The sequence below is a fragment of the Chryseobacterium sp. T20 genome (assembly GCF_047345655.1).
Lineage (GTDB): Bacteria > Bacteroidota > Bacteroidia > Flavobacteriales > Weeksellaceae > Chryseobacterium.
The window spans coordinates 13,233-38,163 of the sequence record NZ_JBLFDU010000009.1; the positions used below are offsets into that span (position 1 = coordinate 13,233).

Annotated in this window: 24 protein-coding genes; 7 read left to right on the plus strand and 17 right to left on the minus strand. The window is 37.2% G+C overall.

The genetic code is table 11. The features are described 5' to 3' along the window. Window positions 1-219 precede the first annotated feature (219 nt). Entirely contained in the window at window positions 220-2,256 is a 2,037-nt protein-coding gene (locus ACMA47_RS18235) for an ATP-binding protein (RefSeq protein ID WP_219071559.1), read from the plus strand. A gap of 86 nt (window positions 2,257-2,342) precedes the next feature. On the opposite strand, the gene ACMA47_RS18240 is transcribed toward ACMA47_RS18235, so the two are convergent. From ACMA47_RS18240 to ACMA47_RS18305, 14 genes are read right to left on the minus strand one after another with little or no spacing between them, the layout of a single operon-like run. Continuing rightward, the gene (locus tag ACMA47_RS18240; RefSeq protein ID WP_413930939.1) at window positions 2,343-2,621 is read right to left on the minus strand and encodes a molybdenum ABC transporter permease; all 279 of its coding nucleotides are present in this window, start codon (window positions 2,619-2,621) and stop codon (window positions 2,343-2,345) included. A 53-nt stretch (window positions 2,622-2,674) separates the two neighbouring features. Further along, on the minus strand, window positions 2,675-3,211 hold the full coding sequence (locus ACMA47_RS18245) for a GNAT family N-acetyltransferase (protein ID WP_413930940.1): 537 nt from the start codon (window positions 3,209-3,211) through the stop codon (window positions 2,675-2,677). 48 nt (window positions 3,212-3,259) lie between these two features. Beyond that, on the minus strand, window positions 3,260-3,709 hold the full coding sequence (locus tag ACMA47_RS18250) for a DUF3872 domain-containing protein (RefSeq protein ID WP_413930941.1): 450 nt from the start codon (window positions 3,707-3,709) through the stop codon (window positions 3,260-3,262). A 12-nt stretch (window positions 3,710-3,721) separates the two neighbouring features. Continuing rightward, entirely contained in the window at window positions 3,722-4,282 is a 561-nt protein-coding gene (locus tag ACMA47_RS18255; protein ID WP_413930942.1) for a conjugal transfer protein TraO, read from the minus strand. A 20-nt stretch (window positions 4,283-4,302) separates the two neighbouring features. Further along, on the minus strand, window positions 4,303-5,196 hold the full coding sequence (gene traN, locus ACMA47_RS18260; RefSeq protein ID WP_413930943.1) for a conjugative transposon protein TraN: 894 nt from the start codon (window positions 5,194-5,196) through the stop codon (window positions 4,303-4,305). Window positions 5,197-5,220: 24 nt separating this feature from the next. Continuing rightward, window positions 5,221-6,570, minus strand: a complete 1,350-nt coding sequence (traM, locus tag ACMA47_RS18265; RefSeq protein ID WP_413930944.1) for a conjugative transposon protein TraM — start codon at window positions 6,568-6,570, stop codon at window positions 5,221-5,223. After that, window positions 6,557-6,844 carry a nitrogen regulatory IIA protein gene (locus ACMA47_RS18270; RefSeq protein WP_413930945.1) on the minus strand — a complete coding sequence of 96 codons (288 nt, stop codon included), beginning with the start codon at window positions 6,842-6,844 and terminating at the stop codon, window positions 6,557-6,559. Before ACMA47_RS18270 ends, traM begins: the two co-directional genes overlap by 14 nt. A 23-nt stretch (window positions 6,845-6,867) precedes the next feature. Continuing rightward, on the minus strand, window positions 6,868-7,296 hold the full coding sequence (locus ACMA47_RS18275) for a hypothetical protein (RefSeq protein ID WP_413930946.1): 429 nt from the start codon (window positions 7,294-7,296) through the stop codon (window positions 6,868-6,870). Window positions 7,297-7,307: 11 nt separating this feature from the next. Beyond that, window positions 7,308-7,931 (minus strand): conjugative transposon protein TraK, encoded by a 624-nt coding sequence (gene traK, locus ACMA47_RS18280; protein ID WP_413930947.1) that lies wholly within the window; start codon window positions 7,929-7,931, stop codon window positions 7,308-7,310. Between the two features lie 18 nt (window positions 7,932-7,949). Further along, a complete protein-coding gene (gene traJ / locus ACMA47_RS18285; protein ID WP_413930948.1) occupies window positions 7,950-8,945 on the minus strand; it encodes a conjugative transposon protein TraJ in 996 nt (331 codons plus the stop codon). 2 nt (window positions 8,946-8,947) lie between these two features. Continuing rightward, window positions 8,948-9,580, minus strand: a complete 633-nt coding sequence (locus tag ACMA47_RS18290) for a DUF4141 domain-containing protein (RefSeq protein WP_413930949.1) — start codon at window positions 9,578-9,580, stop codon at window positions 8,948-8,950. Between the two features lie 26 nt (window positions 9,581-9,606). Next, window positions 9,607-12,111 carry a TraG family conjugative transposon ATPase gene (locus ACMA47_RS18295; protein WP_413930950.1) on the minus strand — a complete coding sequence of 835 codons (2,505 nt, stop codon included), beginning with the start codon at window positions 12,109-12,111 and terminating at the stop codon, window positions 9,607-9,609. After that, window positions 12,108-12,440, minus strand: a complete 333-nt coding sequence (locus tag ACMA47_RS18300) for a DUF4133 domain-containing protein (RefSeq protein ID WP_078764756.1) — start codon at window positions 12,438-12,440, stop codon at window positions 12,108-12,110. Before ACMA47_RS18300 ends, ACMA47_RS18295 begins: the two co-directional genes overlap by 4 nt. A gap of 11 nt (window positions 12,441-12,451) precedes the next feature. Then, window positions 12,452-12,757, minus strand: coding sequence for a DUF4134 domain-containing protein (locus ACMA47_RS18305; protein WP_034867769.1), 306 nt, complete (start codon window positions 12,755-12,757; stop codon window positions 12,452-12,454). Between the two features lie 210 nt (window positions 12,758-12,967). Between ACMA47_RS18305 and ACMA47_RS18310 the strand changes: the two genes are divergently transcribed. The 5 genes from ACMA47_RS18310 to ACMA47_RS18330 all read left to right on the plus strand — a co-directional run bounded on the left by ACMA47_RS18310 (window position 12,968) and on the right by ACMA47_RS18330 (window position 21,937). Next, complete coding sequence (locus ACMA47_RS18310; protein WP_201443582.1) at window positions 12,968-13,294, plus strand: helix-turn-helix domain-containing protein; 327 nt, start codon at window positions 12,968-12,970, stop codon at window positions 13,292-13,294. Further along, window positions 13,291-16,275, plus strand: a complete 2,985-nt coding sequence (locus ACMA47_RS18315) for an Eco57I restriction-modification methylase domain-containing protein (protein WP_413930951.1) — start codon at window positions 13,291-13,293, stop codon at window positions 16,273-16,275. The genes ACMA47_RS18310 and ACMA47_RS18315 overlap by 4 nt, the downstream gene beginning before the upstream one ends. Next, window positions 16,262-17,878, plus strand: coding sequence for a class I SAM-dependent methyltransferase (locus ACMA47_RS18320; RefSeq protein ID WP_132776736.1), 1,617 nt, complete (start codon window positions 16,262-16,264; stop codon window positions 17,876-17,878). The genes ACMA47_RS18315 and ACMA47_RS18320 overlap by 14 nt, the downstream gene beginning before the upstream one ends. Before the next feature lie 64 nt (window positions 17,879-17,942). Further along, window positions 17,943-20,024, plus strand: a complete 2,082-nt coding sequence (locus tag ACMA47_RS18325; protein ID WP_078781141.1) for an ATP-dependent endonuclease — start codon at window positions 17,943-17,945, stop codon at window positions 20,022-20,024. After that, on the plus strand, window positions 20,006-21,937 hold the full coding sequence (locus ACMA47_RS18330) for a UvrD-helicase domain-containing protein (RefSeq protein WP_413930952.1): 1,932 nt from the start codon (window positions 20,006-20,008) through the stop codon (window positions 21,935-21,937). Before ACMA47_RS18325 ends, ACMA47_RS18330 begins: the two co-directional genes overlap by 19 nt. Window positions 21,938-21,969: 32 nt before the next feature. Here the strand turns inward: ACMA47_RS18330 and ACMA47_RS18335 are convergent, their stop codons facing one another. Genes ACMA47_RS18335 through ACMA47_RS18345 form a run of 3 tightly spaced genes read right to left on the minus strand, consistent with a single transcriptional unit; the run spans window position 21,970 to window position 23,792 of the window. Beyond that, window positions 21,970-22,605 carry a conjugal transfer protein TraD gene (locus tag ACMA47_RS18335; protein WP_078781139.1) on the minus strand — a complete coding sequence of 212 codons (636 nt, stop codon included), beginning with the start codon at window positions 22,603-22,605 and terminating at the stop codon, window positions 21,970-21,972. A gap of 2 nt (window positions 22,606-22,607) precedes the next feature. Next, complete coding sequence (locus ACMA47_RS18340) at window positions 22,608-23,012, minus strand: DUF3408 domain-containing protein (RefSeq protein WP_026706460.1); 405 nt, start codon at window positions 23,010-23,012, stop codon at window positions 22,608-22,610. Between the two features lie 12 nt (window positions 23,013-23,024). Further along, window positions 23,025-23,792: a ParA family protein gene (locus ACMA47_RS18345; RefSeq protein ID WP_059136912.1), complete on the minus strand. Its 768-nt coding sequence runs from the start codon at window positions 23,790-23,792 to the stop codon at window positions 23,025-23,027. Window positions 23,793-24,493: 701 nt separating this feature from the next. On the opposite strand from ACMA47_RS18345, the gene mobA reads away from it, so the two are divergent. Then, window positions 24,494-24,925 carry a conjugal transfer protein MobA gene (gene mobA, locus ACMA47_RS18350; RefSeq protein ID WP_072996064.1) on the plus strand — a complete coding sequence of 144 codons (432 nt, stop codon included), beginning with the start codon at window positions 24,494-24,496 and terminating at the stop codon, window positions 24,923-24,925. Window positions 24,926-24,931: the final 6 nt, after the last annotated feature.

The window sequence follows — 24,931 nt, forward strand, 5'->3', positions numbered from 1 at the left end:
TGCTGTGGAAGTCGAATTTATCAAGGATTTGTAAAGGCTTGGAAAATGTGGTATTGATTGTCGTTGAAAGGTAGTATTTGGCACTGGAACAACAATTTAGAAACGATTTATTTTGTAGATTTGGAGAAAATAATTTTGCCGTTAAACATACAAATTTTACATTTTGTATGTTTGAGAATTTAATAGCAAGTATAACCAAAAAATACCTAGCAAGAAACTATGAATAGAAAACTTACGACAAACTCAAGGTTAGTCAATGAATTATTTGCTAATTACATCAGCACATTCACTGCTTTTTGCGAACTATTAAACAACTCAATTCAAGCAAAGAGTAAAAACATTTGGATCGACATAGATTACACTTTAGAAACTGAAATACATCCTCTTTTAATCAAAAAAATATCAGTAAAAGATGATGGTAACGGAGTTCATATGTCTGATATCGAAAAAAAATTATTGGATATTGGAACAGCAAATAAAGATGGCGGAAAAGGAATTGGAAGATTTGCCAGTTTTCAAATTGGACAAGAAATCGAAATTGAAACTATTGGATATTCACAAGAAGAAAATACTTTTACTGAAACATACATTCCGTTATCATTTAATAGTTTTGGTAAAAACATCAATGTTTCTGAAATTGAGTTAGCGACAAAAGAAAATATTCTAAAAGGAAATAATCATAATACTTACTACAAAGTAACTATTTCAAATTTGTATCCACATACGACAACAGAAAATGAACCAAAAAAGAAAATAATTGATAAATTTCTTAAAGATAATATTTCAGATGCTATTTTTGAGAGATACCCTTTAAAAATTTTCAACAAAGAAGTTACATTTCACATTAATGGTAAAGCTTTAAACCCTAATGATTTCGTAATTGACAAACCTATAAAACTAGCCAAGACTTATACTGACACTAAAGGCAAAGAACACAAAGTTCTTTTTGACTTTATGCAGATTAAGAAAATGGATAAAATAAAAGTTTTTTTAACTGCACAAAATGCTGGTCTAAATACAATAGCAGGAAGTCTGGAGTATGATGCCAGTTGGTTGAGCCCAAAAATAGGAGGATGGTTTATTTATGTATCTTCATCTACGCTCTCATCTGATATTTATAGAAACATAGATTTAGATGATTTAGACCCAGATTGGAGAAAAGTAAGAGAATTTATTAAAGACAAATTAAACACATTCTTCAAGGACAGAAACTTTGAGTTTGACAATTTTTCTGACAACCTTAAAAATGACGATTATTATCCATATAAAGAACGGGCAAGCTCAAAATCAAAAGTTATACTCTTTGATAAGTTAGCATATTTAGTGGAAGATAAATACCATATTTTAAAAGATAATAATCAATTAAGAGAAATCATTTATCCGCTTATAGATAGAACAATTTCCAATGGAGAATTGAATAATATTTTAAGAAGCGTTCTAAAATTAAACAACAAAATGATTTCTAAATTCTCGGATTTATTGGAAAAAACCGATTTAGATAATATTGTTGAATTTTCTGATAAAGTTGCTTCGAAAATTGAAGATATTGAATTTCTTGAAAAACTTGTTTATAGCGAAATATCTAAAAATGTGAAAGAACGAAAAGAACTTCATAAGTTTTTAGAAAGGATGTTATGGGTTTTTGGAGAAGAATATTCCGAAAGTACCAAACTATTGTCAGATAAAAATTTAGAAAAAAATCTAACTCAATTAAGAGACGATTGCTTAATATTTAAACCATCAAAAGATGGAGATAACATAAATGTCATTGATGAAAAACCGGTAAAATCTATTACTGACCTATTTATGTATAATGAACGGGTTTTAGACGCTAAAAGAAGAGAAGTTTTAGTTGTTGAATTAAAAGCCCCAAAAGTAAAAATTAGCCCAAAAGAAATTGAGCAAGTAATGAAGTATGCCAGAGAAATCGAAAAACTTGATGCTTCAAGTTCAAATATTCATTACAAAATTTTATTGATTAGCTCAAAGATTAATTCTGATGCAGAATTTCAAATAAAAGGTAATCAAAGAAACGAAGACAATCCTTACTTCTATTTTAGGAATGAAAATAAAAATATTGAAATATGGATAATGAAATGGTCGGATTTATTGGAAAATGTAAAAAGAAAGCTAAAATATATGTCTGCTATCTTAAATACCAAAGATATTGATGTTCAAGAAAAAGCAGAAAAAGATTTTGCAGATATTGAGTTCAGTAAAGTGAGCTCCTCTCTAAAAAGAGTGGCGATGTCTTAAATTATAAAAAAAGTAGTAAATAGAAAATGTTATCATACAGTACAAACGAAAAAGCTAGTACTTAAAGTAAAACAAGAAAATTTGTATCAGCGTTGTGCAGGCTGTTCCGTTTTTACTTCAGTCTGTTGTTTTTCTTTCATCTCACGAGAATAAACCCATAATGATAAAAGTCCAAATATAATCAATCCATAAGCTATCCATTTACCAACCTTTTCAATAAATTTAATGAAAACCGAACTTTCATAAGATGAAAAACCTTCGGCTCCCATCGGACCACGCCTGTAAAACTTTCGTCGGTTAAGCCAATAGCGAAGTCCTAAACCTGCAACTAAAAATATTATCCCTATAACCAATGATGCAACCATAACAATAAGCTATTATATTCTACTCTTTGAATTTACGAAAAATATTTGTTCCTCTATTCAATTTCAAACTCTTTTGGGTACTGAACGATACCACTGATATTTAGTAAAGCATTTTCATTTAGCTCTATTGCCATACAGTTGGCATCAGGAACATCAAAAGGCAACTTAATTCCAAATTCTTTTGTCAGTTTATAACCGAACTTTGGATAATAATTTTCGTGCCCTAACAATACCACAGAACCAAAACCAAATTCTTTCGCTTTATGATGTGCAGCTTCAATCAGTTTTGCACCGATACCGTTGCCTTGAAATTCCGGTAACACAGCAACCGGAACCATAGCAAGTGAGGTATTTATGTTCCTGTATGCATCTACGATATTGATTTTGGTAAGCAATATATAACCGACAATCTGATTGTTCACTTCTGCAATGAGCGACAATTCAGGAACGAACGCATCGGAACTTCTTAACCGTTCGACTAAATATTGCTCTTTGTGGTCGCTATATTCCTCGTTCTCAAAAGCGTTTTTTATCAGCTCAAAAACAGTTCCGAAATCTTCCTTTACTTCTTTTCTTATCTCCACTTTCATAAGCGTAAAGGTATAAAAAAACCTGCCCGATTGGCAGGTTTTAACTCCTTATTCACTACTGTTAAACTGAAAACTTATTTGCTTTTCATTCCCGAAGCTGTCCGAAATCCAAACCTCAAAGGATTGTGATACTGCAGACGTTGACGTATAGTACAATCGAAACTGATCTGTCGGTAATGGGTATAAATCGTTCGGTAAATATGGTTGCTCATCGTAATACCGCAATGTGCCTTGTCCGTCAAATTGGAAATAGCGGAGAAAATACTGCGTGTCGCTGTAATTGCCTTTACGCTGTATACTAATGCGTATTTCTACGGTCTGCCCGTTGGCAACATCTTTAGGTACTGGCATTATATTGACCTCGAAAGGAAAATCGTTCTGTATTTCGAGTTCATCATCTTTGTTGCAAGATACCAAAGAAACCGAAGCTGTGAGGATTGCCAGCATTACATATATAGGCAGTAATGCTATTCTGAATTTATTGAAGATTGCTATCATTGTTTTTACGTTTTAAAAATTAAACCTTAATCCCACACCCGCTGACGGTCGGAACTGTTGTAAATCTGTACCCCAAAGCACTTTTGTACGTCCTTGCAGAACCAATACAAAACGGTCGGACAGGTACGTTTCAAAAGTGAGGCGACCGCCCGCTCCGTAGATAAAATTATCCTCGCTCAATATTTTTGCTCCGTCATACAACATCGTTTCGCCCCGGTTGATGGTTTCGTAACCGACTACACCTGTTATTCCAAAGTTCAGCGTAATGTTTTTACGGGCATCGCCCAAAAGGAAAAAACTGTAACCGCCTTCAGCAGTGTAGGTTTCCTGCGGTATGCGGAGGTCTTTGTAGTCGTGGTATTGGTGTGTATATTCCAACGCCCAAAGCTGGTAGTTGCCATTTTTGCCGTTCACGGTCATTGCTGCACTGATGTAATAATCATTACCGATTTTATCATTGGATAATATACCTGCACTTATTTCCAATCCTTTCTGTTTTGGGAGCATCCTTTGTGCCTGTGTAACCGTGATGGCCATCAAGATGAGCATCACGGTATAGATATACTTTTTCATATAGTTACTTTAAAGGGTTATTAAAATTTCAGGTGCATATCATTAACCAAACGAGCCTTGATTAAATCGTAATTTTCTATCTGGAGTGTTTGATGCCTGCCCCCGTTTTTCTCGAAAATCTCAATCAACAGTACCTTGTCATCGGCAATGGTAAATTGGTCTAACAGGAACACATTTTGTTCGGTCGATTTACCGCCAATCTCGTCCAGTGGCTTGTAAGTGCGTAATGGTATCATCGGGCGTTCCTGTACAACTGTACGTTTGGCTACCTTTTTATCCACTACTTTGAAATTGATAAAATCAATCTGAAACGGCACATTGGTACGGTTTCTCAATTCCGTATGGAAATAGTATTTGCCGTTGTGGATGTAAATGCCTTTAAGAATAAACTGAATGCCGAAACTCTTTGCCCCAATGTGCTTTACAATACGCTTATCATTTTTGTAAATCGTTTCCAAAAGCAATCCTGCCAGTGAAGGCGAATTATTGCCCAACTCTTCAAAAAGCACATCGTTACCGTTAGCTTTGTCTACTGCCTTTTGCATTGTGAGCAGGTCATAACTCAATGCCTCGGGATAGGAACTGTAATATACATTGAAACTGTAAAAACGTCCATCATTGGTAATGACCGAAAAATTGGTTTCAGGTTCGAAATCCCTTACAGATGCTTTTACACGCAAAACATTTTCCGCATCTTCTGCTTTTCCTGCAATCAGATATTCGCTTCCCAAATCCACATAACGGATAGCGGTCGGAAAAATCAAGTGCGAAGTTTTATCGTAATTAACTTCCATTTTATACGGTTCTATCTTGCCTAATGCAAGCGGAGTTCTGATGCTGTCTTGTGCAAAAGATTGTACGGCAAAGCCGAGTATGAGGGCAATTGCCCAAAAGGTTTTTAAAATATTTTTCATTGTTTTATTTGTTTGAATTCAACATTATTGTTTATATACAAGGAAGACCTGATGTCCTGCTTTCAGCGTAACTTTTGGGGTTCTTACCTTTTTAGCAAAATAGCCCGAAATTCCCTGTACCACACCACGACTAAGGTCTGCGGCAACCTGCTGTCCAGCATTTTGCGTGAGCATTACGCTTGTCCCGCCTGTCTGGCTCATATTGCCTGCCATTTCGGTAAGGGCATTCATTTCCGGCGAATACGGAACGTACAAGCCTTGCTGTCCGTCCAAATCGTAAATGGTTATATCTACCGGGATGATATTGCCCTCCAGTTCTATCGAGGTAACTTTTAGTTGTAAACGCCCTCCCTGAAATTTCGCATTAGCCGTTAAAATCGTTCCTTTTGGAATGGTACGGCTCGGTGTTTTTGCAGGCTCTAATAATCGTAAACGCACACCTGTTTCGCCAACTACTGTTTGGGCATCGTGTACACAGGCTTTGATACTGTTTTTGGGTTGTGCCATTTGTTCCAAAGAACCAGCGGTATAAAACCCACGGTTCTTTGTTTCGCTCCAATCCGCTAAAAAAGCACTGTCCAATGGTTCACGGTAAAGGGCTGATACTGTATTTTTTCTTGCTGATGTGAACGATACAAAATGCTCTTTTTGGTTAGTAGCCATAGCACTAACATCATCCGGAACAGCACCATTAGCAGGTGTTGAATTTTCGGTATTCGCATTTTTTGGCAGATACTTTGCTGCCATTTCATAGGATTTCTCCATTAGCTTCAATTGGTCATCAACTGTGGCCACAGGTGGCACATCCTTTTCTGATAATTTTTCTTTCAATTCGTCCACCTGCTTACGCAGTTCCATTGTTTCAGCGTTATCATCTTGATAAAAGGAACTCAATGCGCTTTGGCTATTTCGATAGCTGTTCAAAGCAGGATTACTGCTTCTTGCCGAATTTCTCCCACTACCGCCAAAGCTGTTGTTTTCCTCTTCTTCATTAAACGGTTCGTCGGTTGGCTCTTCTTTGTCTTCTGTATTCCAGTAGTCTGAAAGTGTAGCCAATGCATTGCGTTTTTCCTGCTCTTTGCGTTCGAGCATTTCCTGTTCATACGCCTTGCCTTTGTCGGCAGGCATTCCAGTTCCAGTAGCCTCAGGTACCGCATCGTTCAGCCCTACATTTTCAATTGTCTTTTTGTCTTCGGATGGTTTAAATATGAGGTACATACAACCCACGAAAACAATCGCCATTAAGCCGAAAATTAAGGGCTTTTTGAGCTTCTCCTTATTATTCTGTGTGCTGTCTTGTAACACATCAGCAGTTGCAGGTGGATTACCTTCTGTTATCCGAACAACTGATTTTTTGTTCTCATTTTCTTTCATAAATTTGATTTTTTAAAATTCTTGATACACTATCCTGCAATCTTGCAGGACTTCCATTTTTTTTGAGGACAGGGTTTTCGATATGCTCTATGATCATATCGTTTCCGGACTTTGAGGTATCGTACCAGACTTTGAAAATTACACCTGCGGTAAGCAGTAGATATCCCACAAAAAAGTACAGGGTATATTGGTGCTGCTTGCGCACTGGCAATGCCTGCCAACGTTCGTCGAGCTTATCAAAATACCTATCCATATTTGCTCTTAGTTTTTTCATACTCTTAATTTTTTATGATGATGTTAGAGCTTGAACCGCTTGGAGATTTTACCCACATTTTGCTTTTGTTCATCATTAACCAAAGCAATTACCTCAACTGCATTGGGTACGACTATTAAAGAGAGGTTTGTCAGTTCCGATTTTTTCAGCAATTGCCCAAATTGGTCTTTTCTTGCTACCTCCATTCTGTTGAGTGAGAATTTGCCGTTCAGATAATTTACCCACATACTGCATTCTACACTTGGCTTGTCTTCTCCCGACCATTGTAGGTAGCCTGTCAACAACAAGTCTTTTTTAGGCAAAGTATCTGCACCTTTTTGGCAGCTTTCAAGGTAATCGCTGATACTTTCTTTCAGCTTTCCAGCATACGCACCCTGCGTATGGAAATAGCCGTTATATCCTTTTTCTGTAAGGATTTTTGCGAACGTGTTTAAATCTGATAATACTTCCATAAGATTATTTTTTAGCGTTCGATGACTTCTATATCCCTGTTTTCCACGACTGCAAATTTTTCGATATTGAAGCCTTGTGGGTTGTTGTCAGAGCGAACGGAGTTGACTAGGTAGCAGGAAGTAATCAGGTTACGCCTGGTTACATTGCTTGACCGGATAATAAATTGTTTGGCATAGGTGCGCACCGCATAAGGATGGGTGTCGAAATTGCAGACCACGCTATCGACCTCGATACGTTGCTGAACATTCCCTGAAATAATTCTGTTGTAATAACCCTTTTCAGATAAGTCTTTGTAATAGTCAAAAGCACTTTTATCCGCAAGGTTAAATGCCCTGCTCATATTGCTTTCGATAGCATTTTTATCAGGTGCCAGTGTAAAAAAAAGCTCGTGAAAACGTCTGACGTGTTCCCTTGCTTCCACAGGTCGGTTGATACTCGCATCTTGCGATAAGGCAAGCATCAAAGATTTGCCGTTATCAAGTACATAGATCTTCTGGCGTTGTTCTGCTGCAAAGCGGTAGGACTGCCATACGGCATATCCTACCACGCCAATGCAGAGAACCGCAAACACAATGGCATATAATCTTATTTGCCTAAAGCTGCTTTCGATATTTCTTAGCGTTTTAAATTCCATTTTTTTAATGATTTATTGTTATTTATTCATCAGTTTACCGCCGATGTTACCTACTGTAGATCCTGTACCTGCTCCAGCAAGATTTCCGGCTTTCATTGCTGTTTGGTTTACATTTCGGGTAAAATTCCCTGCACCTCCGGCTTGGATTACCCAACCTGTTACTGTTGGAATTGTGAAGTACCCGATAATGCCGATAATCATAAAGATGATGTACACCGTATTGCTCGTATCAGGTATATAGGTCGGGTCGGCAAGCATTGCTATATCCCTTTCCAAAATGAGGGATTGTATTCTTGCCAACATTGAGCTGAACAAATCCGAAACAGGAAGCCAGAGATATACGCTGACATACCTCGTGATCCACTGTGTGAGCGTGGACTGAAATCCGTCCCAAACGGAAATAGCAAAAGCTATTGGTCCGAGTATGGAAAGGACTATCAGGAAAAATGTTCGTATGGTATCAATAACCAAAGCCGCCGCCTGAAAGAGTATTTCCAATAGATTGCGAAACCAATCCTTTATGGCTTTCTCTATCTTGTATGCTTGCCTGTCCATATACATACCCGCCATTGTACCAACATCTGATGGCGACCATCCTAATTCGTCCAGCTTTTTATCAAACTCTTCGTCTGATACCATATAGGCGGTTTCGGGATTTCGTACCATTGCTTCGTATTCCAATTGGTCTTTCTGTTGTTGGAGCTGGTTAAGATCAAGCACCTGGTCTTCAAGTATAGTGTGGGTTCCTGTAACCACGGGACTTAGTACCGCATTGATGGTTCCCAAAACAATAGTTGGGAAGAACATAATACAAAGCCCCAAAGCGAACGGACGCAACAACGGGAACACATCAATAGGTTCAGCACGGCTTAAAGCCTGCCAAACCTTTAATGCCACATAGAACAATGCACCCAATCCCGCCAATCCCTTAGCCACCGCTGCCATATCGCCTGCAAGTGGCATCATATCGTCATAAAGCGAACGCAGGAGTTCGTGAAGATTATCCCATTCCATTTTTACCAGTATTTTTGATTAGAGGTTCCGTATAGTTCAAGCACTCTTTTGGCATCGTTTTTCTTTTTCGCTCTTAGGTAGCTTACAGAAATGTTCTTATTGGTGTAATAGCGTACAAGGCTGTGGTAATCCTTTACCTCTTTGTACACACGATCAATAATATCCATACGCTCTTTGTCGTTTAGCGAAAGGCTTGAAGAGGTTATAATCTGCTTCAATTCTTTTAGCAGTTCGGTACTTTCATTGAGCAGTGACGAATAGCCATTGCCGATGGCAACCAATTCCTGCGGTGTAAAATTTGGGTCGTTCATCATCTTGCCAAAATTCTGCACGTATATTTCGGAGACGTCGCCTACTAATAGCACGGTTTGTTGCACTTTTCGAGCATCTTTCACAAGGTTGTTGATAGCTTTTAGCTTGTCGTAATATTCCTTGCCCTGGTCGTACACTTTTTTCACTTCGTTGAAGTTTTTTACGACATTGCTCACGGTGGAAGAAGTCTGTATGATTTCGTTCGCACTGTTGATAATCCCTGATGCCAAATTTGCAGGGTCAGTTACTACAAATTGAGCTTTCGCTGATGGTGCTATGGCGAGCATTAATGCCGTACACACCAAATACATTAATTTTTTCATTTTCTTGAATTTTAAAATGTTATTGATTATTGATTTATTTTATCACGTCGCTGTATTGCGATGTGCTTGATGGCGAGTTCTACGTTACCGTCGAGTTCAGCAGCAAGCTGCATCACTTCCATTTTTTCGGTTTCTTCAGTGGTGTATGCGAGGTATTCCTCCAAACTAACTTCGGTGGCATAGACTGCCGAGTGCGTACCACCTAATCCAATCCAAACCTCTTTGTAAAGTCGGCTTGCATCGTTGTTCATATTGATGGAAAGTACTTGTCCTTTTTCCTTGTCGGTAAGCCCCAACATTGCCTGTATATCATCAAACTTGTTCATATACTTTCGTTGATCTAAAAGGATTTTACAGTCGGAATTATTGATGATACTTTCTTTCACGATGGGCGATTGGATAATGTCATCAACTTCCTGTGTTACGACTATTGCTTCTCCAAAAAATTTACGGACAGTTTTAAACAAATATTTGATGTATTCTGCCATTCCTTCTTTGGCAATCGCTTTCCAAGCTTCTTCAATTAAGATGAGTTTTCGAATACCTTTAAGTCTTCTCATTTTATTAATGAAAACTTCCATAATGATGATGGTTACAATCGGAAAGAGGATTTTATGGTCTTTAATAGCATCAATTTCAAACACAATAAAGCGTTTGGAAAGCAGGTCTAATTGTTTATCGGAGTTCAGCAAATAATCATACTCGCCACCTTTGTAGTAAGGTTCGAGTACGTTGAGAAAATTGGCAATGTCAAAGTCCTTTTCCCTTACCTGCTTTTCCTCCAATACCTTACGGTAGTCGCCTTTTACATACTCATAGAAACCGTTGAAAGATGAGTAAACATCTTCCTGTTTGATGCGTTCGATATAACCGCTTACAGCATTGGAAAGGGCAACTTCTTCTGAACGGGTTGGCGGTTCATCGTCCCGTTTCCAAAGCGTAAGTATCAAAGTCTTGATACTTTCACGCTTTTCAATATCGAACACGCCATCATCGGTATAGAAAGGATTAAAAGCAATCGGGTTATCTTCGGTATAAGTGAAGTAAACACCGTCTTCGCCTTTGGTTTTCCCTTTAATGAGTTCGCATAAACCCTGATAGGAATTACCCGTATCTACGAGCAGGACGTGAGCACCCTGTTCGTAATACTGTCTTACCATATGGTTTGTAAAGAACGATTTACCCGAACCCGATGGACCAAGTATAAACTTGTTCCGGTTCGTGATAACCCCACGCTTCATCGGTAAATCCGATATATCCAAATGGATAGGTTTTCCGGTCAGGCGGTCAGCCATTTTGATACCAAACGGAGAGGGCGAATTGTGGTAGTTGGTTTCTTCTGTGAAGAAACACAACGCAGGCTCAATGAACGTATAAAAACTTTCCTCACTCGGAAAATCGCCTGCATTGCCCGGCATTCCTGCCCAATACAGAGTAGCCACGTCCGTAGTGTTGTGGCGAGGCTTACACTCCATTAGTGCCAACGCACTACCGCAATCGTTCTTTAGCTGTTTGAGTTCCGCAGGGTCTTCCGACCACGCCATAATGTTGAAGTGTGCCCTTACAGAAGAAAGACCGAACGAATGTGCTTCGTTCAGATACTTTTCTATCCACTCTTTGTTGATTTGGTTGGCACGGCTGTAACGAGCCAGTGAGTGCATATTCCTTGCGGATTTCTCAAACTTTTGCAGGTTGTCTTCGCTGTTATCCAAAAACAGATATTGATTGTAGATATGGTTACAGCTTAACAGCAAGCCCACAGGTGCAGCGAATGACAGACGGCAGTCGCTACGGTCGGTAGATAGCTTTTCAAAACGGGTATCTGCCGATACCGTTCCGGGTAGGTCGTCCGTGTCCGAAAGCGTGTGCAGGCTTAACCTTTTGTTCCCGATACGGACTTCTTCTGTTCCGAGTGCGATGTCCTGCATAGGTGTTCCAGCATCCCTCGATAGCGTAAGGTATTGTTCCAGTAATCCCTGCTTTTCGTCCGTTCCGATAATATCATCTTCGGTAAGGCGTTGCAGGGTTATAAAACCGCTATCGTTTACGATACGCTCAAACTGTGCCACCGCTTCCATAAAGCGGTGTATCGTTTCCTTGTTCCTTATTTCCTTTGGTATCAGCGAACCTTTGCAAAGCGATGAAAAATTACTTTGCATACGCATACGCTCTTTGGTTGTCTTGGTTAAAAAGAGGTAGCAGTAATGGTTTAGGAACGGTCGCTCATTAAAATGGCGTTGGTAGGATTTTGCCAAAAAACTTTGGTTGTCTTCTGCCAAATCGGGCGCATAGCTTTCTTTGATATACCAATCCTGTTTGTGAATGACCGTAAAATCCGGCAAGGTCTTAATAGCCTTATGCCAGGCGGAGTGAATGGCTTCATATTCCGCAGAAGCTACGGTAAACAGTTCCGGCAAACGCACTTCAAAACAGGCGGTAATGTCTGCATCTTTGGAAAGGATGCAGTTGTTTTCTACTGCCAACAACGGAAATTTGTTTTCCAGCGTTGTCGTTTTTGCAACGTTTCTCATAGGGCATTCGATTTAGGAGTGAATTTTAAATAGCGGTGTACTGGCTTGCGACAAATGATATGGCGGGGATGCCTTTTACTAGCCGCTATCTTCATTAATCCGTGTTCGCCGTACTTCCTGTTCAGCGAAAAGGTTTGCCACACAATCAGCGAAGCACCGCCTGCTCCGAGAAACAGGCAGATGTAAGAGTTTACGCCTGCCATATACAGTATCATCACGAAGATGAGTGTACCGAGTAGTCCGCCAGCGAAGATGAAAAGGTATTGCGCTTTCAAACCTTTAAATTCCACCGTTCTTCCGATGCCTTTGTTTATGTTGTAATTGTTCATAAAGCAAAGGATTAAAGGAAGAATGAACGCAGGATAGTAGCAGCCACGATTAAGAAGATACACGCACCGAACCAGCTCGCCGCAGTTTTCGATGTATCGGGGTCGCCCGAACTGAATTTGTTGTACACCTTAACACCTCCGATTAGCCCGACCACCGCACCGATGGCGTAGATTAATTGGGTTGCGGGGTCGAAATAAGACGTCACCATTTGGGTTGCCTCGTTGATACCTGCCGAACCGTTTCCCTGTGCGAACGCACCAATTCCTGACAGCATAGCCACGGCTGCCAGCAAAACTTTTTTTCTCTGTTTTTTCATAATTGAAACACATTAATTTGTTACTGTTATCCCGCACCTTGCGGTCTTTCGGGACAAAGGTGTTTCAGAAATGAAGGCGTTATAACAAAGTGGCAGTCAGAGGAAGTGTTTGGCGGTGAGTGGCTTTATTGGTTTAATTCGAATTACTTCGTAATAAAGTTTTTCCACAATTTGGATTGCTATGAAATATTTGCATAAATTTGACACAATATGTCAACGGAAGTTATGTCAACAGAAACAATAGGAGAAAAATTAAGACACATCCGAGAGGAAAGGGAACTACCTCTGCGGAAAGTTGCAGCCTTACTGGATATCGATGTTGCTATTTTAAGTAAAATGGAACGAGGGGAACGGAAAATAACAAAGGAGATAATACTGAAACTTGCAGATATATATCACTGTAACTCAGATGAACTAATGGTTTCATTCCTAAGCGACAAAATCCTATATGAAATTCAAGATGAAGATTTGGGTATGAAAGCACTGAAGGTGGCAGAGGAAAGAGCAAAATATATAAAACAGAATAAGAAGAAATGACAATAAACCAACTCATAGAAAAATATTCTGCTGACAGAAAATATTACTTAACAAACAAGTATAACGAAACACTGCTTCGGAGTGATTTCTTAGACCCATTTTTCGAGTTGTTGGGCTGGGATATTAAAAATAATGCAGGAAAATCAACTAACGAAAGAGAAGTAATTTTAGAAGAAGCATTAAAAGCAAATGCTTCCGAGCATTCAAAAAAACCAGATTATACTTTCCGCTTGTTTTCTGAAAGGAAATTCTTTTTGGAAGCAAAAAAACCTTGCGTAGCAATTGAAGCAAGTAACGAAACAGCTAAACAAGTAAGGCGGTACGGCTTTACTGCCAAATTGAAAATTTCCGTTCTTTCAAACTTTGAATACTTAATCATTTACGACACTTCGGTAAAAGTCGATGAAACCGACAATTACAATAAGGCATTAATCAAAAAATATCATTATACCGAATATGAAAGTAAATTTGAAGAAATCAAAAACCTATTGGGTAAGGACGCAGTGTATTCAGGTGCGTTCGATACCGAATGGCAAACTATTGAAAACAAACTAAATCAATATTCAATTGATACACTTTTTCTACAACAATTTAACGAATGGAGAAAGTTATTAGGAAGTGAGATATATAAACACGACCCTAAAATAAAAGAGCAGGAATTAAACGATATTGTTCAAAGCTATTTGAATAGGATTTTGTTCTTGCGTGTTTGTGAAGACAGAAATTTAGAAGATTATCAAACGCTTTTAGCCTTTGCCAACAAAAGTGATTTTAAAGCATTAATCAAAAAATTTGAACAAGCTGACAAACGCTATAATTCAGGATTATTTGACCAGTTACTTAAAGATAAAATTGTAGAAAATATTAGCTCTGCATTTTGGACAATTATCAAACAATTGTATTATCCAGAAAGCCCGTACTCATTTAGCGTATTTTCGTCCGACATCTTAGGTAGTATTTATGAGATTTTCTTATCTGAAAAACTGACTGTACAAAACGGAATAGTTGAATTGGTAAAGAAGCCTGAAAATGTGGATAGAGATATTGTAACTACGCCAACATTTATCATCAATGATATTTTGCGGAATACGGTTTTATCAAAATGTAAGGACAAGACCGACAAAGAAATTCTGAAACTGAAATTTGCAGACATCGCTTGCGGTTCAGGTGCATTTTTATTGGAACTTTTTCAATTGTTGAATGATATTTTAATTGACTACTATTTAAAAGCAGACAAAACAAAACTTATTCAAACAAATATCAACACTTACAAACTTCCTTTCAAAATAAAGAGAGAACTATTATTGAATTGTGTTTATGGAGTTGATAAGGATTACAATGCAGTAGAAGCTGCAAAATTTGGCTTATTGCTCAAATTATTGGAAGATGAAAATACATCATCTACCAACACAAGCAAACCAGTTTTACCTGATTTATCAATCAATATTTTCTTTGGAAATAGTTTATTAAATCCAACACAAGTTGAAAAGAAAAACCAAACAATCATCAATCCGTTTGATTTTTCAAAGCTTCGTTTTGATGTAATTATTGGTAATCCGCCTTATATGAAGTCGGAGGATATGAAAAATATTACACCGCTTGAATTACCGCTTTACAAAGCAAATTATACGTCTGCTTACAAGCAGTTTGACAAATACTTTTTGTTCCTTGAACAAGGTATAAACTTGTTAAATAATGATGGTGTTTTAGGTTATATTGTTCCAAGTAAGTTTACTAAAGTTGGTGCAGGTAAAAAATTGAGAGAAGAGCTTTCAACAAAAGGTTATTTGCATTCAATCGTTTCGTTTGGTGCTAATCAGGTTTTTGCAGACAAAACAACTTATACTTGTTTGCTGATTTTAAACAAAACATCGCAAAAAACTTTTCAATATGCAGAAGTAAAAAGCCTGAAAAGCTGGAAAGTTCGTGAACCAGAAGCTGTAAAATATGCTTCTAAGAAAACTGAAGAATTAGACAATGAAGTCTGGGTTTTAGTTCCACCCGAATTAACCAATGCTTACAACAACATCATTGCCCAAAGTTCCAAACTGATTGCTTTAGTTGGTAGCGAAAATATTTTTAATGGTATCCAAACAAGTGCTAATGACATTTACATCTTCATTCCAACGAAAGAAGATGCGAAGCATTATTATTTTTCCAAAAAGGGAGTTGATTACAAAATTGAAAAGGCGATTACCAAACCTTATTTTCAAACATCATCAGGAGAAGACAACCTATATACCTACAGAACTTTCAAGCCAAATGCGAGAGTTGTTTATCCTTACCAAAACACGAAAAAAGGTATTGATATAATTCCACTAACAGAAATTCAAATGAAATACCCGCTTGCTTTTGGCTATTTACAGAAACATAAAGCAAATCTGAACAATCCGAAAAGAGATATTAAACCAGAACCTGCAACAGCAAACGAATGGCACCGTTTCGGAAGACAACAAGGACTAAGCATTTCGGATAAAAAAGAAAAGATAATACTTGGTGTATTGTCGAGTGGCGACAAATATGCAATAGATAATTACGGAACGCTTTTTACATCGGGCGGAACAGCAGGCTACTGTGCAATTACAATGCCTGATAATTTCGATTATTCCACATATTACATTCAGGCAATACTAAACTCAAAATATGTTGAGTGGTTTGTAATCTTAACAGGCGAAGTATTTAGAGGAAGTTATTTTGCAAGAGGCACTAAAGTCCTCAACAATTTGCCTATTCGCACCATTGACTTTGCGAATGCGACAGAAAAAGCACTTCACGACAAAATTGTTGAAACACAAAAAGAAATTATCCGCATACAAGACCAAATAGACGTGAATGTAGGAAACAAAAGGACTTTGACACCACTACAGGGACAATTTACAAGAGAAAAAGCAAATTTAGAAAAGCTGTTAGCCAAATTATATGATTTAGGCGATGACGATTTATTAATCCCTTTAATCAAAGATTTGTATGAAACTAATTGAGAACGCAACAGCCGAAAAATTAAGGGGTGGATTTTATACACCTGAACCCATTGCGGAGTTTATTTTGCGTTGGGGTACTAATGGTAGTAACAATTTTGACATACTTGAACCGAGTTGTGGCGATGGTGTATTCTTGGAACAATTAAAGAATTTAAAATCAAAATACAATTCCATTACAGCCATTGAGTTTGACGAAGTAGAAGCAAAAAAAGCCGATAAAATTGAACTTAAAAACAAGCAGGTAATCAATGATGATTTTCATACCTACTGCAATAACACAGAAAAGCGTTTTGATTTAGTGGTGGGTAATCCACCTTATATCCGCTTTCAGTTTTTCGACAGAAATCAGCAAGCAGAAGCAGAAAATATTTTTGTTAGAGCAGAATTAAAATATTCCAAATTGACCAACGCTTGGGTTTCATTCGTGGTTGGTTCATCCCTTTTGTTGAAAGACAAAGGTGGAAAAATCGGCTTTGTTTTACCAGCAGAAATCTTACAGGTTTCCTTTGCTTTGCAATTGCGAAAATTCCTTGCTCATTTCTACAACAAAATCAATATCATTTCTTTTGAAAAATTAGTTTTCCCTGATATTCAGCAAGAAGTTGTTTTATTGCTTTGCGAAAAGAACGGAACACAGGAACACAACATTGAACACATCGAATTAAAAGATGCAAACGAATTAAAAACGCTTGACACAGCAAGATTAAAAAGTCCTCAAAAGAAAATTGATTTCAAATCCAACAAATGGACTTTCTATTTTTTAGAACAGGAAGAAATTGACTTTTTAGAAACCATTGCGAAGAAAAGAAACATTGCAACACTTGGAAAGTACGCAAACGTTGAAGTCGGTATTACTACAGGAGCAAACAATTATTTTACAGTTCCGCTTACTACCGTTGAAGAATATAATCTTTACGACTATGCCAAACCGATGGTGGGGAGAAGCGTGCAAGTAAATAGTGTTATTTTCACAAAAGAAGATTGGGAAAAGAATAAATTTTCCAAAGCCAAAGCACATTTGTTAGCGTTTCCTGACAGGCAAAACCTTGACCAAAACAACGGAGCAGTGAAATATATTGCTCACGGAGAAAGTTTGAATATCCATAAAGGTTATAAAACAGGGATTAGAAATAATTGGTTTGTAGTGCCGTCCTTAAAAATTTCCGATGCTTTGTTTATCAGGCGAAACAACCTTTATCCAAGGTTAATCATAAATGAAGCAGAAGCCTACACAACTGATACTATGCATCGTGTTTTTGTAAAGCCTGACACCGATATTAAGGCATTGACTGCAAGTTATTACAATTCGCTTTCATTAGCATTTACAGAAGTTTCAGGACGAAGCCACGGAGGAGGCGTATTAGAATTAATGCCCAATGAAGCAGAGAAAATATTACTTCCATATCATAAAGACAATGCAGAAATGTTGTCAAGAATTGATGAATTAATCCGAGACAAAACAGACATTGAAGAGGTATTAAAAATAACTAATGAAGTAATCTTAAAACAGCATTACGGCTTGACGCAAAAGGAAATTGATTTGGCTCATAGTATTTGGAAAAAATTGTCTAAACGTAGGTTAAATAGAGGAAAAAAAATATAATAAAGGGCAAGCATCAGAGTAAGGAGATGAGAATATAAACTAATCAAATACTATAACCACTATTATGAAGATAAAAAAAATAGAAGTTGAAAATTTTCGATTACTGAAGACTTTCTCAATGGATCTTGAAAATGAACTTTCTCTTGTTATCGGGAAAAACAATACAGGAAAGACTTCTATTCTGTCAGTTCTTGATAAATTTATAAATGAGAAAAGCAAATTTTCTTATGATGACTTTAATATTGATTTTAAAAACGAATTTGAAGATTTAATTAAGTCGGCTGATGTTCCCGACGAATTCCTACCCAAAGGCATTAAACTGAAAATTTATATTGAATATAACGATACAGATGACTTATCTAATGTTAGCAGAGTATTAATGGATTTAGACCCTGATAATAATAATATTGTTTTAGGTTTTGAGTACACTGTAATCTATGATGATTTTTTAAAAATTAAAGCTGACTATGCAGTCTTCGCAGCCAGTGAAAATGCCAAAAATGTTAAGAAGAAAGAATACAAGCCAAGGGAACTAAAAGATTTTTTAAAGCAAAACTTAGAAGCTTATTTTAAAATTCATAAATTCTCTTTCGAATATGATACAGCTACAAGCGACATTACCGAAACTAAACCTATTGACCTTATTAGTGAAAATATTAATTTAAAAGATATCATCAGCTTCAAGTACATAAGTGCAAGAAGGGATGTGACAAATAAGGAAAAGGAAAATACGCTCTCAAAACAAACTTCAAGCCTTTATAAAAAGAAAGAAGATAGTAGCGATAAGACCCAAGCTACAGAAGATTTTAAAGACCAGCTTTCAGAAACCGACAGTACATTAAGCGACATCTATAAAGACTTATTTAAAGATGTAATAAAAAAAGTACAGGATTTTGGTGGCGTTAAGCTGAATGACACTGATATAGCAATTATTTCAACACTGCAACACCGAGAATTGCTTGAAGGGAATACTACAGTGGTGTACACTCACGATGACCACAAGTTACCAGAGCATTATAACGGTTTGGGTTATATGAACCTAATAAGTATGATTTTTGAAATTGAAATTTTGGTACAGGATTTCAAAAAAGATAAAGATAAAAAGCCCGCAGATATTAATTTGCTTATTATAGAAGAACCGGAAGCTCATACCCATCCCCAAATGCAATATGTCTTTATAAAAAATATAAAGAAACTGCTTGGAGAAGGCATCAAAAGAGATGATGGTATAAACAGACCATTACAGTACATAATCACAACGCATTCATCACACATTGTCGCAGATAGCGATTTCGATGATATTAAATATTTGAAAGCAATAGCAAAGAATAACGTAACTGCGAAAAATCTGAAAGATTTAAGAACTCAATATGATGCTGACCCAAAACAGTATCAATTCTTAAAACAATATCTAACGATTAGTAGAGCTGAAATCTTTTTTGCTGATAAAGCAGTTCTTATTGAAGGAGATACAGAAAGAATTTTGATACCAACTTTTATGCGAAAAGTTGATTTGGAAGAGGCTTCACGTTTAGAAGCTGAAGGAAATGAAGATACCTTCTTACCGCTTCTATCACAAAATATATCAATTATCGAAGTTGGGGCATATTCTCAAATCTTTGAGAAATTTATTGACTTCTTGGGTATTAAATCAGTGATATTAACAGATATAGATGCTATAAAGGTAACAGGTCAAAATGCAAAAGGGCAAGACGAATGGGGAGCGTGTCCTGTAAATGAAGGCACTAAAACAAGTAACTCAGCAATTAATCATTTCTTGAATGCTGTAACTTGGGACGATTTAAAATCCTTACCTCTTGCTAATAGAACAATTATTGTCGGGAGTTCCACAGTTTGTATATGTTACCAACAGGAAGAAAGCACCTATCACGCAAGAAGTTTTGAAGATGCCTTTATACACCTAAATAGAGCATTCGTAAAAGAAAATAGAGATACTTTCCAAGGGATAAAAAATGCTACTGATTTTGATGATGATGCGAAAAGTCCTTACGTTTTAGCAGCGAATTGTGTTAAGAAGAAAACTCATTTTGCCTTGGATATCTTATACCACAGTAATGAAAAGTTTAGTAATTGGAATATTCCGGCTTACATTAAAAATGGTTTGTTATGGTTGAAGGAAGATTAAATTTAGAACCAGAAGTACGGGAAATTTTTCAATCTATTGATAATGGCAGAAACTTTTTATTAAGCGGGGGTGCAGGCAGTGGAAAGACTTACTCCTTGGTAAACGTAATTAGGCAGGCAATAGCTGAAAATCCAACGGCTAAGGTTGCTTGTATGACTTATACTAATGCAGCAGTAAAAGAAATTGAAGAAAGGGTAAACCATAAAAATCTTAATGTATCTACGATACACGATTTCTTATGGGATAGTATTAAACATTTTCAAAAAGAGCTTAAAGAAGCACTTATTGCCTTAGCAAACAATGAGGAGGTAACCAGAATTTCCATTGAAGAAGTCAATCCTGTACCGGAAAATTATTATGCTGTTTTACCTGATGGTGTACAGTACAAAGAGTTTGTTAGAATACGTGAAGGAATTATATCTCACGATGAATTACTCATAGTAGCCAACTATCTTTTTGAAAAATATCCCAAGCTTAGCAGCATCGTAAAAGATAAATATAAATTCATATTCATTGATGAATACCAGGATACAAGTAAAGCTGTTGTAGAAACATTTCTTACACATTTTAAGAAAAGTAAAAGAACGAATATCATAGGCTTTTTTGGAGATGCTATGCAATCAATTTATGAAGATGGCATTGGCAACTTAGACGATTATAAAGGAGATGATGCAGAAAAAGTAAACGAAATTCCAAAGAAACAAAATAGAAGAAATCCACAACTTGTAATTGACTTGGCGAACAAACTTCGTACTGATGGCATAATTCAAGAGCCATCTGCCGACCCGAAAGCCCCTAATATGGTTGGTGGTGTAATAAAGCAAGGAACTGTTTTGTTTCTACATTCCACTGATGGATACATCAATAAGGTTGAGGCATTTTTAGAAGCTAATTATGCTTGGGATTTTAATAATTCAAAGGAAACTAAAGAACTTAATCTTACTCATAATTTAATAGCAGGTAAAGCGGGTTTTAGAAATTTGATGGATATTTATGATAAAGACCACATATTAAGTTTTAGAGATAGAATTAAGAAGTATATTAAAGATAACAATGTTGCTGCTGACTTTTCAGAAAATACATTTGGAGAAGTAATTGAAGCATTACAGCAAGGAAAAGGTGGTAGAGAGTTAAACGCAGTTCGTCCTACAAATACAATGCAGGTTTTTATTGATGGTAATGCTGAATTGTATAATTATGCGAAATCATTAAAATACTCTGAATTTTCCAAAATGTATGTTGACAAAGACCAATTACTTGATGATAAAAAGCAAGACAAAGATGATGAAAACAAGAAAGGTTCAAAAAGAGATAATCTTGTAAAACACTTATTTAAAATTCAGAATAATATTTCTCTGTATCAAAATAAAAAGTACAATGAGTTTTTAAGAGCCACAGATTATCATTTTAAAATAACAAGTATCGCAAGCAAAAAAGCCTTAAAAGAAAATATTGAAAGCCTTGTGAATGTTGGAGATAATACAATTGAACAAGTCGTTAATGATGCTAACGAAAAGAGAATTTGTTTGATTGATGATAAGCTAATTGCCTTTAAAGAGAACAAAGAGTATTTGTATAATCGAGTGAAGGATGTTAAGTTTAGTGAATTTCAAAAACTATATGAATACCTTGAAGGACAAACACCATTTTCAACACAGCACAAAACCAAAGGAACAGAATTTGATAATGTTTTGGTTATACTTGATAATGGTGGTTGGAACAATTATAACTTTGGAAATCTATTCTTAGGTACAGGTTCTGCAAGTGTATTGGATAGAACTCAAAAAATATTTTACGTTTGTTGTACAAGGGCAAAAGAGAACTTAACAGTTTTTTTTCACAATCCTGATGCAGACGTAATAGCGAAAGCCAAAGTATGGTTTGGAGAGGACAATGTAATTGATATTAGTTAACCTTATTCTTAAAAAAACAATAGGGAGTTTGCTCATACAAACTCCCCAATGTCAAAATCACTCAAATCATTTTTCCGCAAAGTGGAAGAACTGTCTTCCGTTTCAGATGAAAGGGTGCTATCCAAAAGCTCGGCTATTCTTCGGGAAGCATCTTCCATAGAATTTTCCAATAGGCTGAATAATTCGGTTCCCTGTATTTTTTGAACTATGGCTATCGCTGTTTCCTTTTGGGCTGGTTCCAATTCTTCTTTTTGGAGCAACATCCCCACGGAGCTTAGTTCTTCAAAGGTAACCCCTTGGGCAAAACCGTCATCGCCACCGGATATTCCGTACCTGTTCCAATCTTCTTCCTCTTCCTCCAAATCAGGCATATTACTGAAAACTTCGTCCAGCTCTTCCTGCGGAATTTGAGCACTTACGTTTTCATTTTCGTCGTATTCAATGTCTAAATTAGCAGGGTTTATCTCCGGTTCCTCAATTTGGCGTTCATTGGCAGTGTTTGGCACTGAAAGGCGTTCTACAGGTTTGGGTTGCCCCATAATATCGGGCAGGTTCGGATTGACTTTCTTCTGCGGAGGTTCTTGTTTTGACCTTTTATGAATGACAATCTTATCTTGTAAAAGCAGGACAATGACTATCAGCAGGCATATCACAATTACTATTTCCATAGCTACAAAATGGGTTTAAAATGGTCGTTGAAATAATCTGTAATATCTTCCCCGAACTCCTTGAAGTGGTGGTCAAGAATATTGTCAATGTATGAGTAGAGCGTTGTTCTTTCCTCCCTTGTTAATTGTACAATACGCAGCAATCTTTCGTGGTATTCAGGGCGTATGTAAACGACCTTGCCGTTACGACCGGACGGAAACCGATTGACCAAAAACGTTTCCTCATAGTCCGCTTTCTTTGATAAACTGTTACGGGCTTTTTCCCTGGGCTTGTTTTCTTTTGGTACGTCCTGCTTTTTGTTAATGGTCGGTGGAGCAACAGGCTCATCGCCGCTTATGACGTTCATAAGGTATTCCTCATCAACATTGGGCTTTTCAAAATCGTTGTTTTTGTTATCTGAACTCATAGTTTAATGCTTTTATAGATGAGTGATTTTTAAAAATTCCTCGACAAACAAATCCATTTTGGTTGCTTTCATTAACTGTGGTTCGGCAGGCAGCAAACTTGATCGGAACACATAACTGCCTGTGTCGTCTGTTTCCTTTCGGAAACGTTTGCTGTCCATTATTCTTGTTTCCATTATGGGCAGGTTGAGTTCTTTGATAACATTTTGATAAGCATCATACAATCCTGTTCTTTCCCTCCCGTCCACTTGGTTCCAAAATAGCCACATCTCTTGTTCGGGATTTCCCTCGTCCGTTTGGGGAAGTCCGAGAAAGGCCTTGGTAAAGCCCAATGTACTTTCCACTACCAAACGATCGGCAGTAATGGGCGAAAAGATAAAGTCCATTTTTTTCAAGGTAGTCAGTACGCCTTTGGTATTGGCTGTTCCGGGCAGATCGAAGAAAACCACATCCGGTTCAACCGCCGACTGGCTTGTATATTCCGATGCTTTATCCAAAGCCGTTTCAGCCTTGCATTTAATAATCGGGTACGCTTTTTTGTTGATGGTTTGAAACTGCTTCATTGCTGCCTTTTTATGGTAGTCGTTCTGCATTATGGTTCTCTTATCCCTTTCACGCATATTGGTCAGGCTGTGTTGTGGAAAGTCGCAGTCCATCACCAGTACATTAAAACCTAAACGGTAATGAAGCACACTTGCCAGCAAGGTGGTCATCGTGGATTTTCCCACACCGCCCTTTTGGGTGGAGAAGCTGATTTTTAAAGTTTTCTTTGTTGTTTCCATTATTTAAAAATTTATTGTTACACACTTTATCTGTTTTGTAGGATTGAATATTGGTTTATCTGATTATTACCTCATTCCTATATTCCTGCATTCCCTTTTGGGTACTTTCCTGCACAGGTATCTGCTTTCATTTTTGCCTTGTAAGGCACATTCTTTGGCAAGTGGCAAACCTTGCAACAGGTAAATTGCTTTACCGCTTTTATGCTTTTACATTTTTATTGTTTTATGCTTTTAAAACCTTATGCTTTTATTCCAAACTGCCTGTTTGCAAACCTGATTTTCTTCTTTGTTTAGATACATTTTTTACTACCTGCACTAAAATTATACGGCAAATAAAGCGATTGATTTGCTTGCTGATTGCGGTGTGGCAGTGTTTGGCGTTCAAAGGCAGTGTTTGGCACTGCTACGCAGTACAATGCTTTCGTAAACAGGGCTTTACTTTGTACAATGATTTTTATTAATGGATTTATGCAAAATTCTTTTGACAAATCGAAGGGTAACGGGAACGGCATCGAGCCGTTTTTCCCTGTTACATTTAATCCGTCCCGCAGGGCGGATTTTTGTGTTCAACAGAACACGGCAAGTTGTGTTTTAAGGCACTCGAAACCGAGTTAGTGCCTCAAAACAACTTGCCCTGCTTGGAGCTTAAAAAACGTCTTTCCGAAGTCAGCGTTTTTGTGTGAATTTAAAATGAATTAGTGATGAACGAGAACAATAACAAAAAACAGAATAAGGGCGGACGGAGAGCTAAGACCGACCCAAGCATCCACCGCCACGTTTTCCGCCTTACGGACGAAGAAAACGCCAAACTTTTATCGCTTTTTGAAGCATCGGGAATGCCCAATAAAGCAAAGTTTATTATTTACCTGCTGTTTAGTAAGGAAATGAAATCGGTTAAAATTGACAAGGGAACGGTTGATTTTTATATGCGACTGACTTCTTTTCACAGCCAGTTTCGTTCCGTAGGTATAAACTATAACCAGATTTTAAAGCTGCTGTACAAGAATTTTTCCGAGAAAAAAGCCGCGGCATTCCTGTACAAATTGGAAAAACAGACGGCTGAAATGGCGATGCTATGCCAAAAAATCATTCAGCTAACCGAAGAATTTGATGCGAAGTATATGAAAAAATAGCCTTAG

What these genes read in the sequence shown, in the direction of transcription:
- ACMA47_RS18235 (WP_219071559.1), top strand. Translation starts at nt 220, where the DNA reads ATGAATAGAAAACTTACGACAAACTCAAGGTTAGTCAATGAATTATTT.
- ACMA47_RS18240 (WP_413930939.1), bottom strand. Translation starts at nt 2,621, where the DNA reads ATGGTTGCATCATTGGTTATAGGGATAATATTTTTAGTTGCAGGTTTA.
- ACMA47_RS18245 (WP_413930940.1), bottom strand. Translation starts at nt 3,211, where the DNA reads ATGAAAGTGGAGATAAGAAAAGAAGTAAAGGAAGATTTCGGAACTGTT.
- ACMA47_RS18250 (WP_413930941.1), bottom strand. Translation starts at nt 3,709, where the DNA reads ATGATAGCAATCTTCAATAAATTCAGAATAGCATTACTGCCTATATAT.
- ACMA47_RS18255 (WP_413930942.1), bottom strand. Translation starts at nt 4,282, where the DNA reads ATGAAAAAGTATATCTATACCGTGATGCTCATCTTGATGGCCATCACG.
- traN (WP_413930943.1), bottom strand. Translation starts at nt 5,196, where the DNA reads ATGAAAAATATTTTAAAAACCTTTTGGGCAATTGCCCTCATACTCGGC.
- traM (WP_413930944.1), bottom strand. Translation starts at nt 6,570, where the DNA reads ATGAAAGAAAATGAGAACAAAAAATCAGTTGTTCGGATAACAGAAGGT.
- ACMA47_RS18270 (WP_413930945.1), bottom strand. Translation starts at nt 6,844, where the DNA reads ATGAAAAAACTAAGAGCAAATATGGATAGGTATTTTGATAAGCTCGAC.
- ACMA47_RS18275 (WP_413930946.1), bottom strand. Translation starts at nt 7,296, where the DNA reads ATGGAAGTATTATCAGATTTAAACACGTTCGCAAAAATCCTTACAGAA.
- traK (WP_413930947.1), bottom strand. Translation starts at nt 7,931, where the DNA reads ATGGAATTTAAAACGCTAAGAAATATCGAAAGCAGCTTTAGGCAAATA.
- traJ (WP_413930948.1), bottom strand. Translation starts at nt 8,945, where the DNA reads ATGGAATGGGATAATCTTCACGAACTCCTGCGTTCGCTTTATGACGAT.
- ACMA47_RS18290 (WP_413930949.1), bottom strand. Translation starts at nt 9,580, where the DNA reads ATGAAAAAATTAATGTATTTGGTGTGTACGGCATTAATGCTCGCCATA.
- ACMA47_RS18295 (WP_413930950.1), bottom strand. Translation starts at nt 12,111, where the DNA reads ATGAGAAACGTTGCAAAAACGACAACGCTGGAAAACAAATTTCCGTTG.
- ACMA47_RS18300 (WP_078764756.1), bottom strand. Translation starts at nt 12,440, where the DNA reads ATGAACAATTACAACATAAACAAAGGCATCGGAAGAACGGTGGAATTT.
- ACMA47_RS18305 (WP_034867769.1), bottom strand. Translation starts at nt 12,757, where the DNA reads ATGAAAAAACAGAGAAAAAAAGTTTTGCTGGCAGCCGTGGCTATGCTG.
- ACMA47_RS18310 (WP_201443582.1), top strand. Translation starts at nt 12,968, where the DNA reads ATGTCAACGGAAGTTATGTCAACAGAAACAATAGGAGAAAAATTAAGA.
- ACMA47_RS18315 (WP_413930951.1), top strand. Translation starts at nt 13,291, where the DNA reads ATGACAATAAACCAACTCATAGAAAAATATTCTGCTGACAGAAAATAT.
- ACMA47_RS18320 (WP_132776736.1), top strand. Translation starts at nt 16,262, where the DNA reads ATGAAACTAATTGAGAACGCAACAGCCGAAAAATTAAGGGGTGGATTT.
- ACMA47_RS18325 (WP_078781141.1), top strand. Translation starts at nt 17,943, where the DNA reads ATGAAGATAAAAAAAATAGAAGTTGAAAATTTTCGATTACTGAAGACT.
- ACMA47_RS18330 (WP_413930952.1), top strand. Translation starts at nt 20,006, where the DNA reads ATGGTTGAAGGAAGATTAAATTTAGAACCAGAAGTACGGGAAATTTTT.
- ACMA47_RS18335 (WP_078781139.1), bottom strand. Translation starts at nt 22,605, where the DNA reads ATGGAAATAGTAATTGTGATATGCCTGCTGATAGTCATTGTCCTGCTT.
- ACMA47_RS18340 (WP_026706460.1), bottom strand. Translation starts at nt 23,012, where the DNA reads ATGAGTTCAGATAACAAAAACAACGATTTTGAAAAGCCCAATGTTGAT.
- ACMA47_RS18345 (WP_059136912.1), bottom strand. Translation starts at nt 23,792, where the DNA reads ATGGAAACAACAAAGAAAACTTTAAAAATCAGCTTCTCCACCCAAAAG.
- mobA (WP_072996064.1), top strand. Translation starts at nt 24,494, where the DNA reads ATGAACGAGAACAATAACAAAAAACAGAATAAGGGCGGACGGAGAGCT.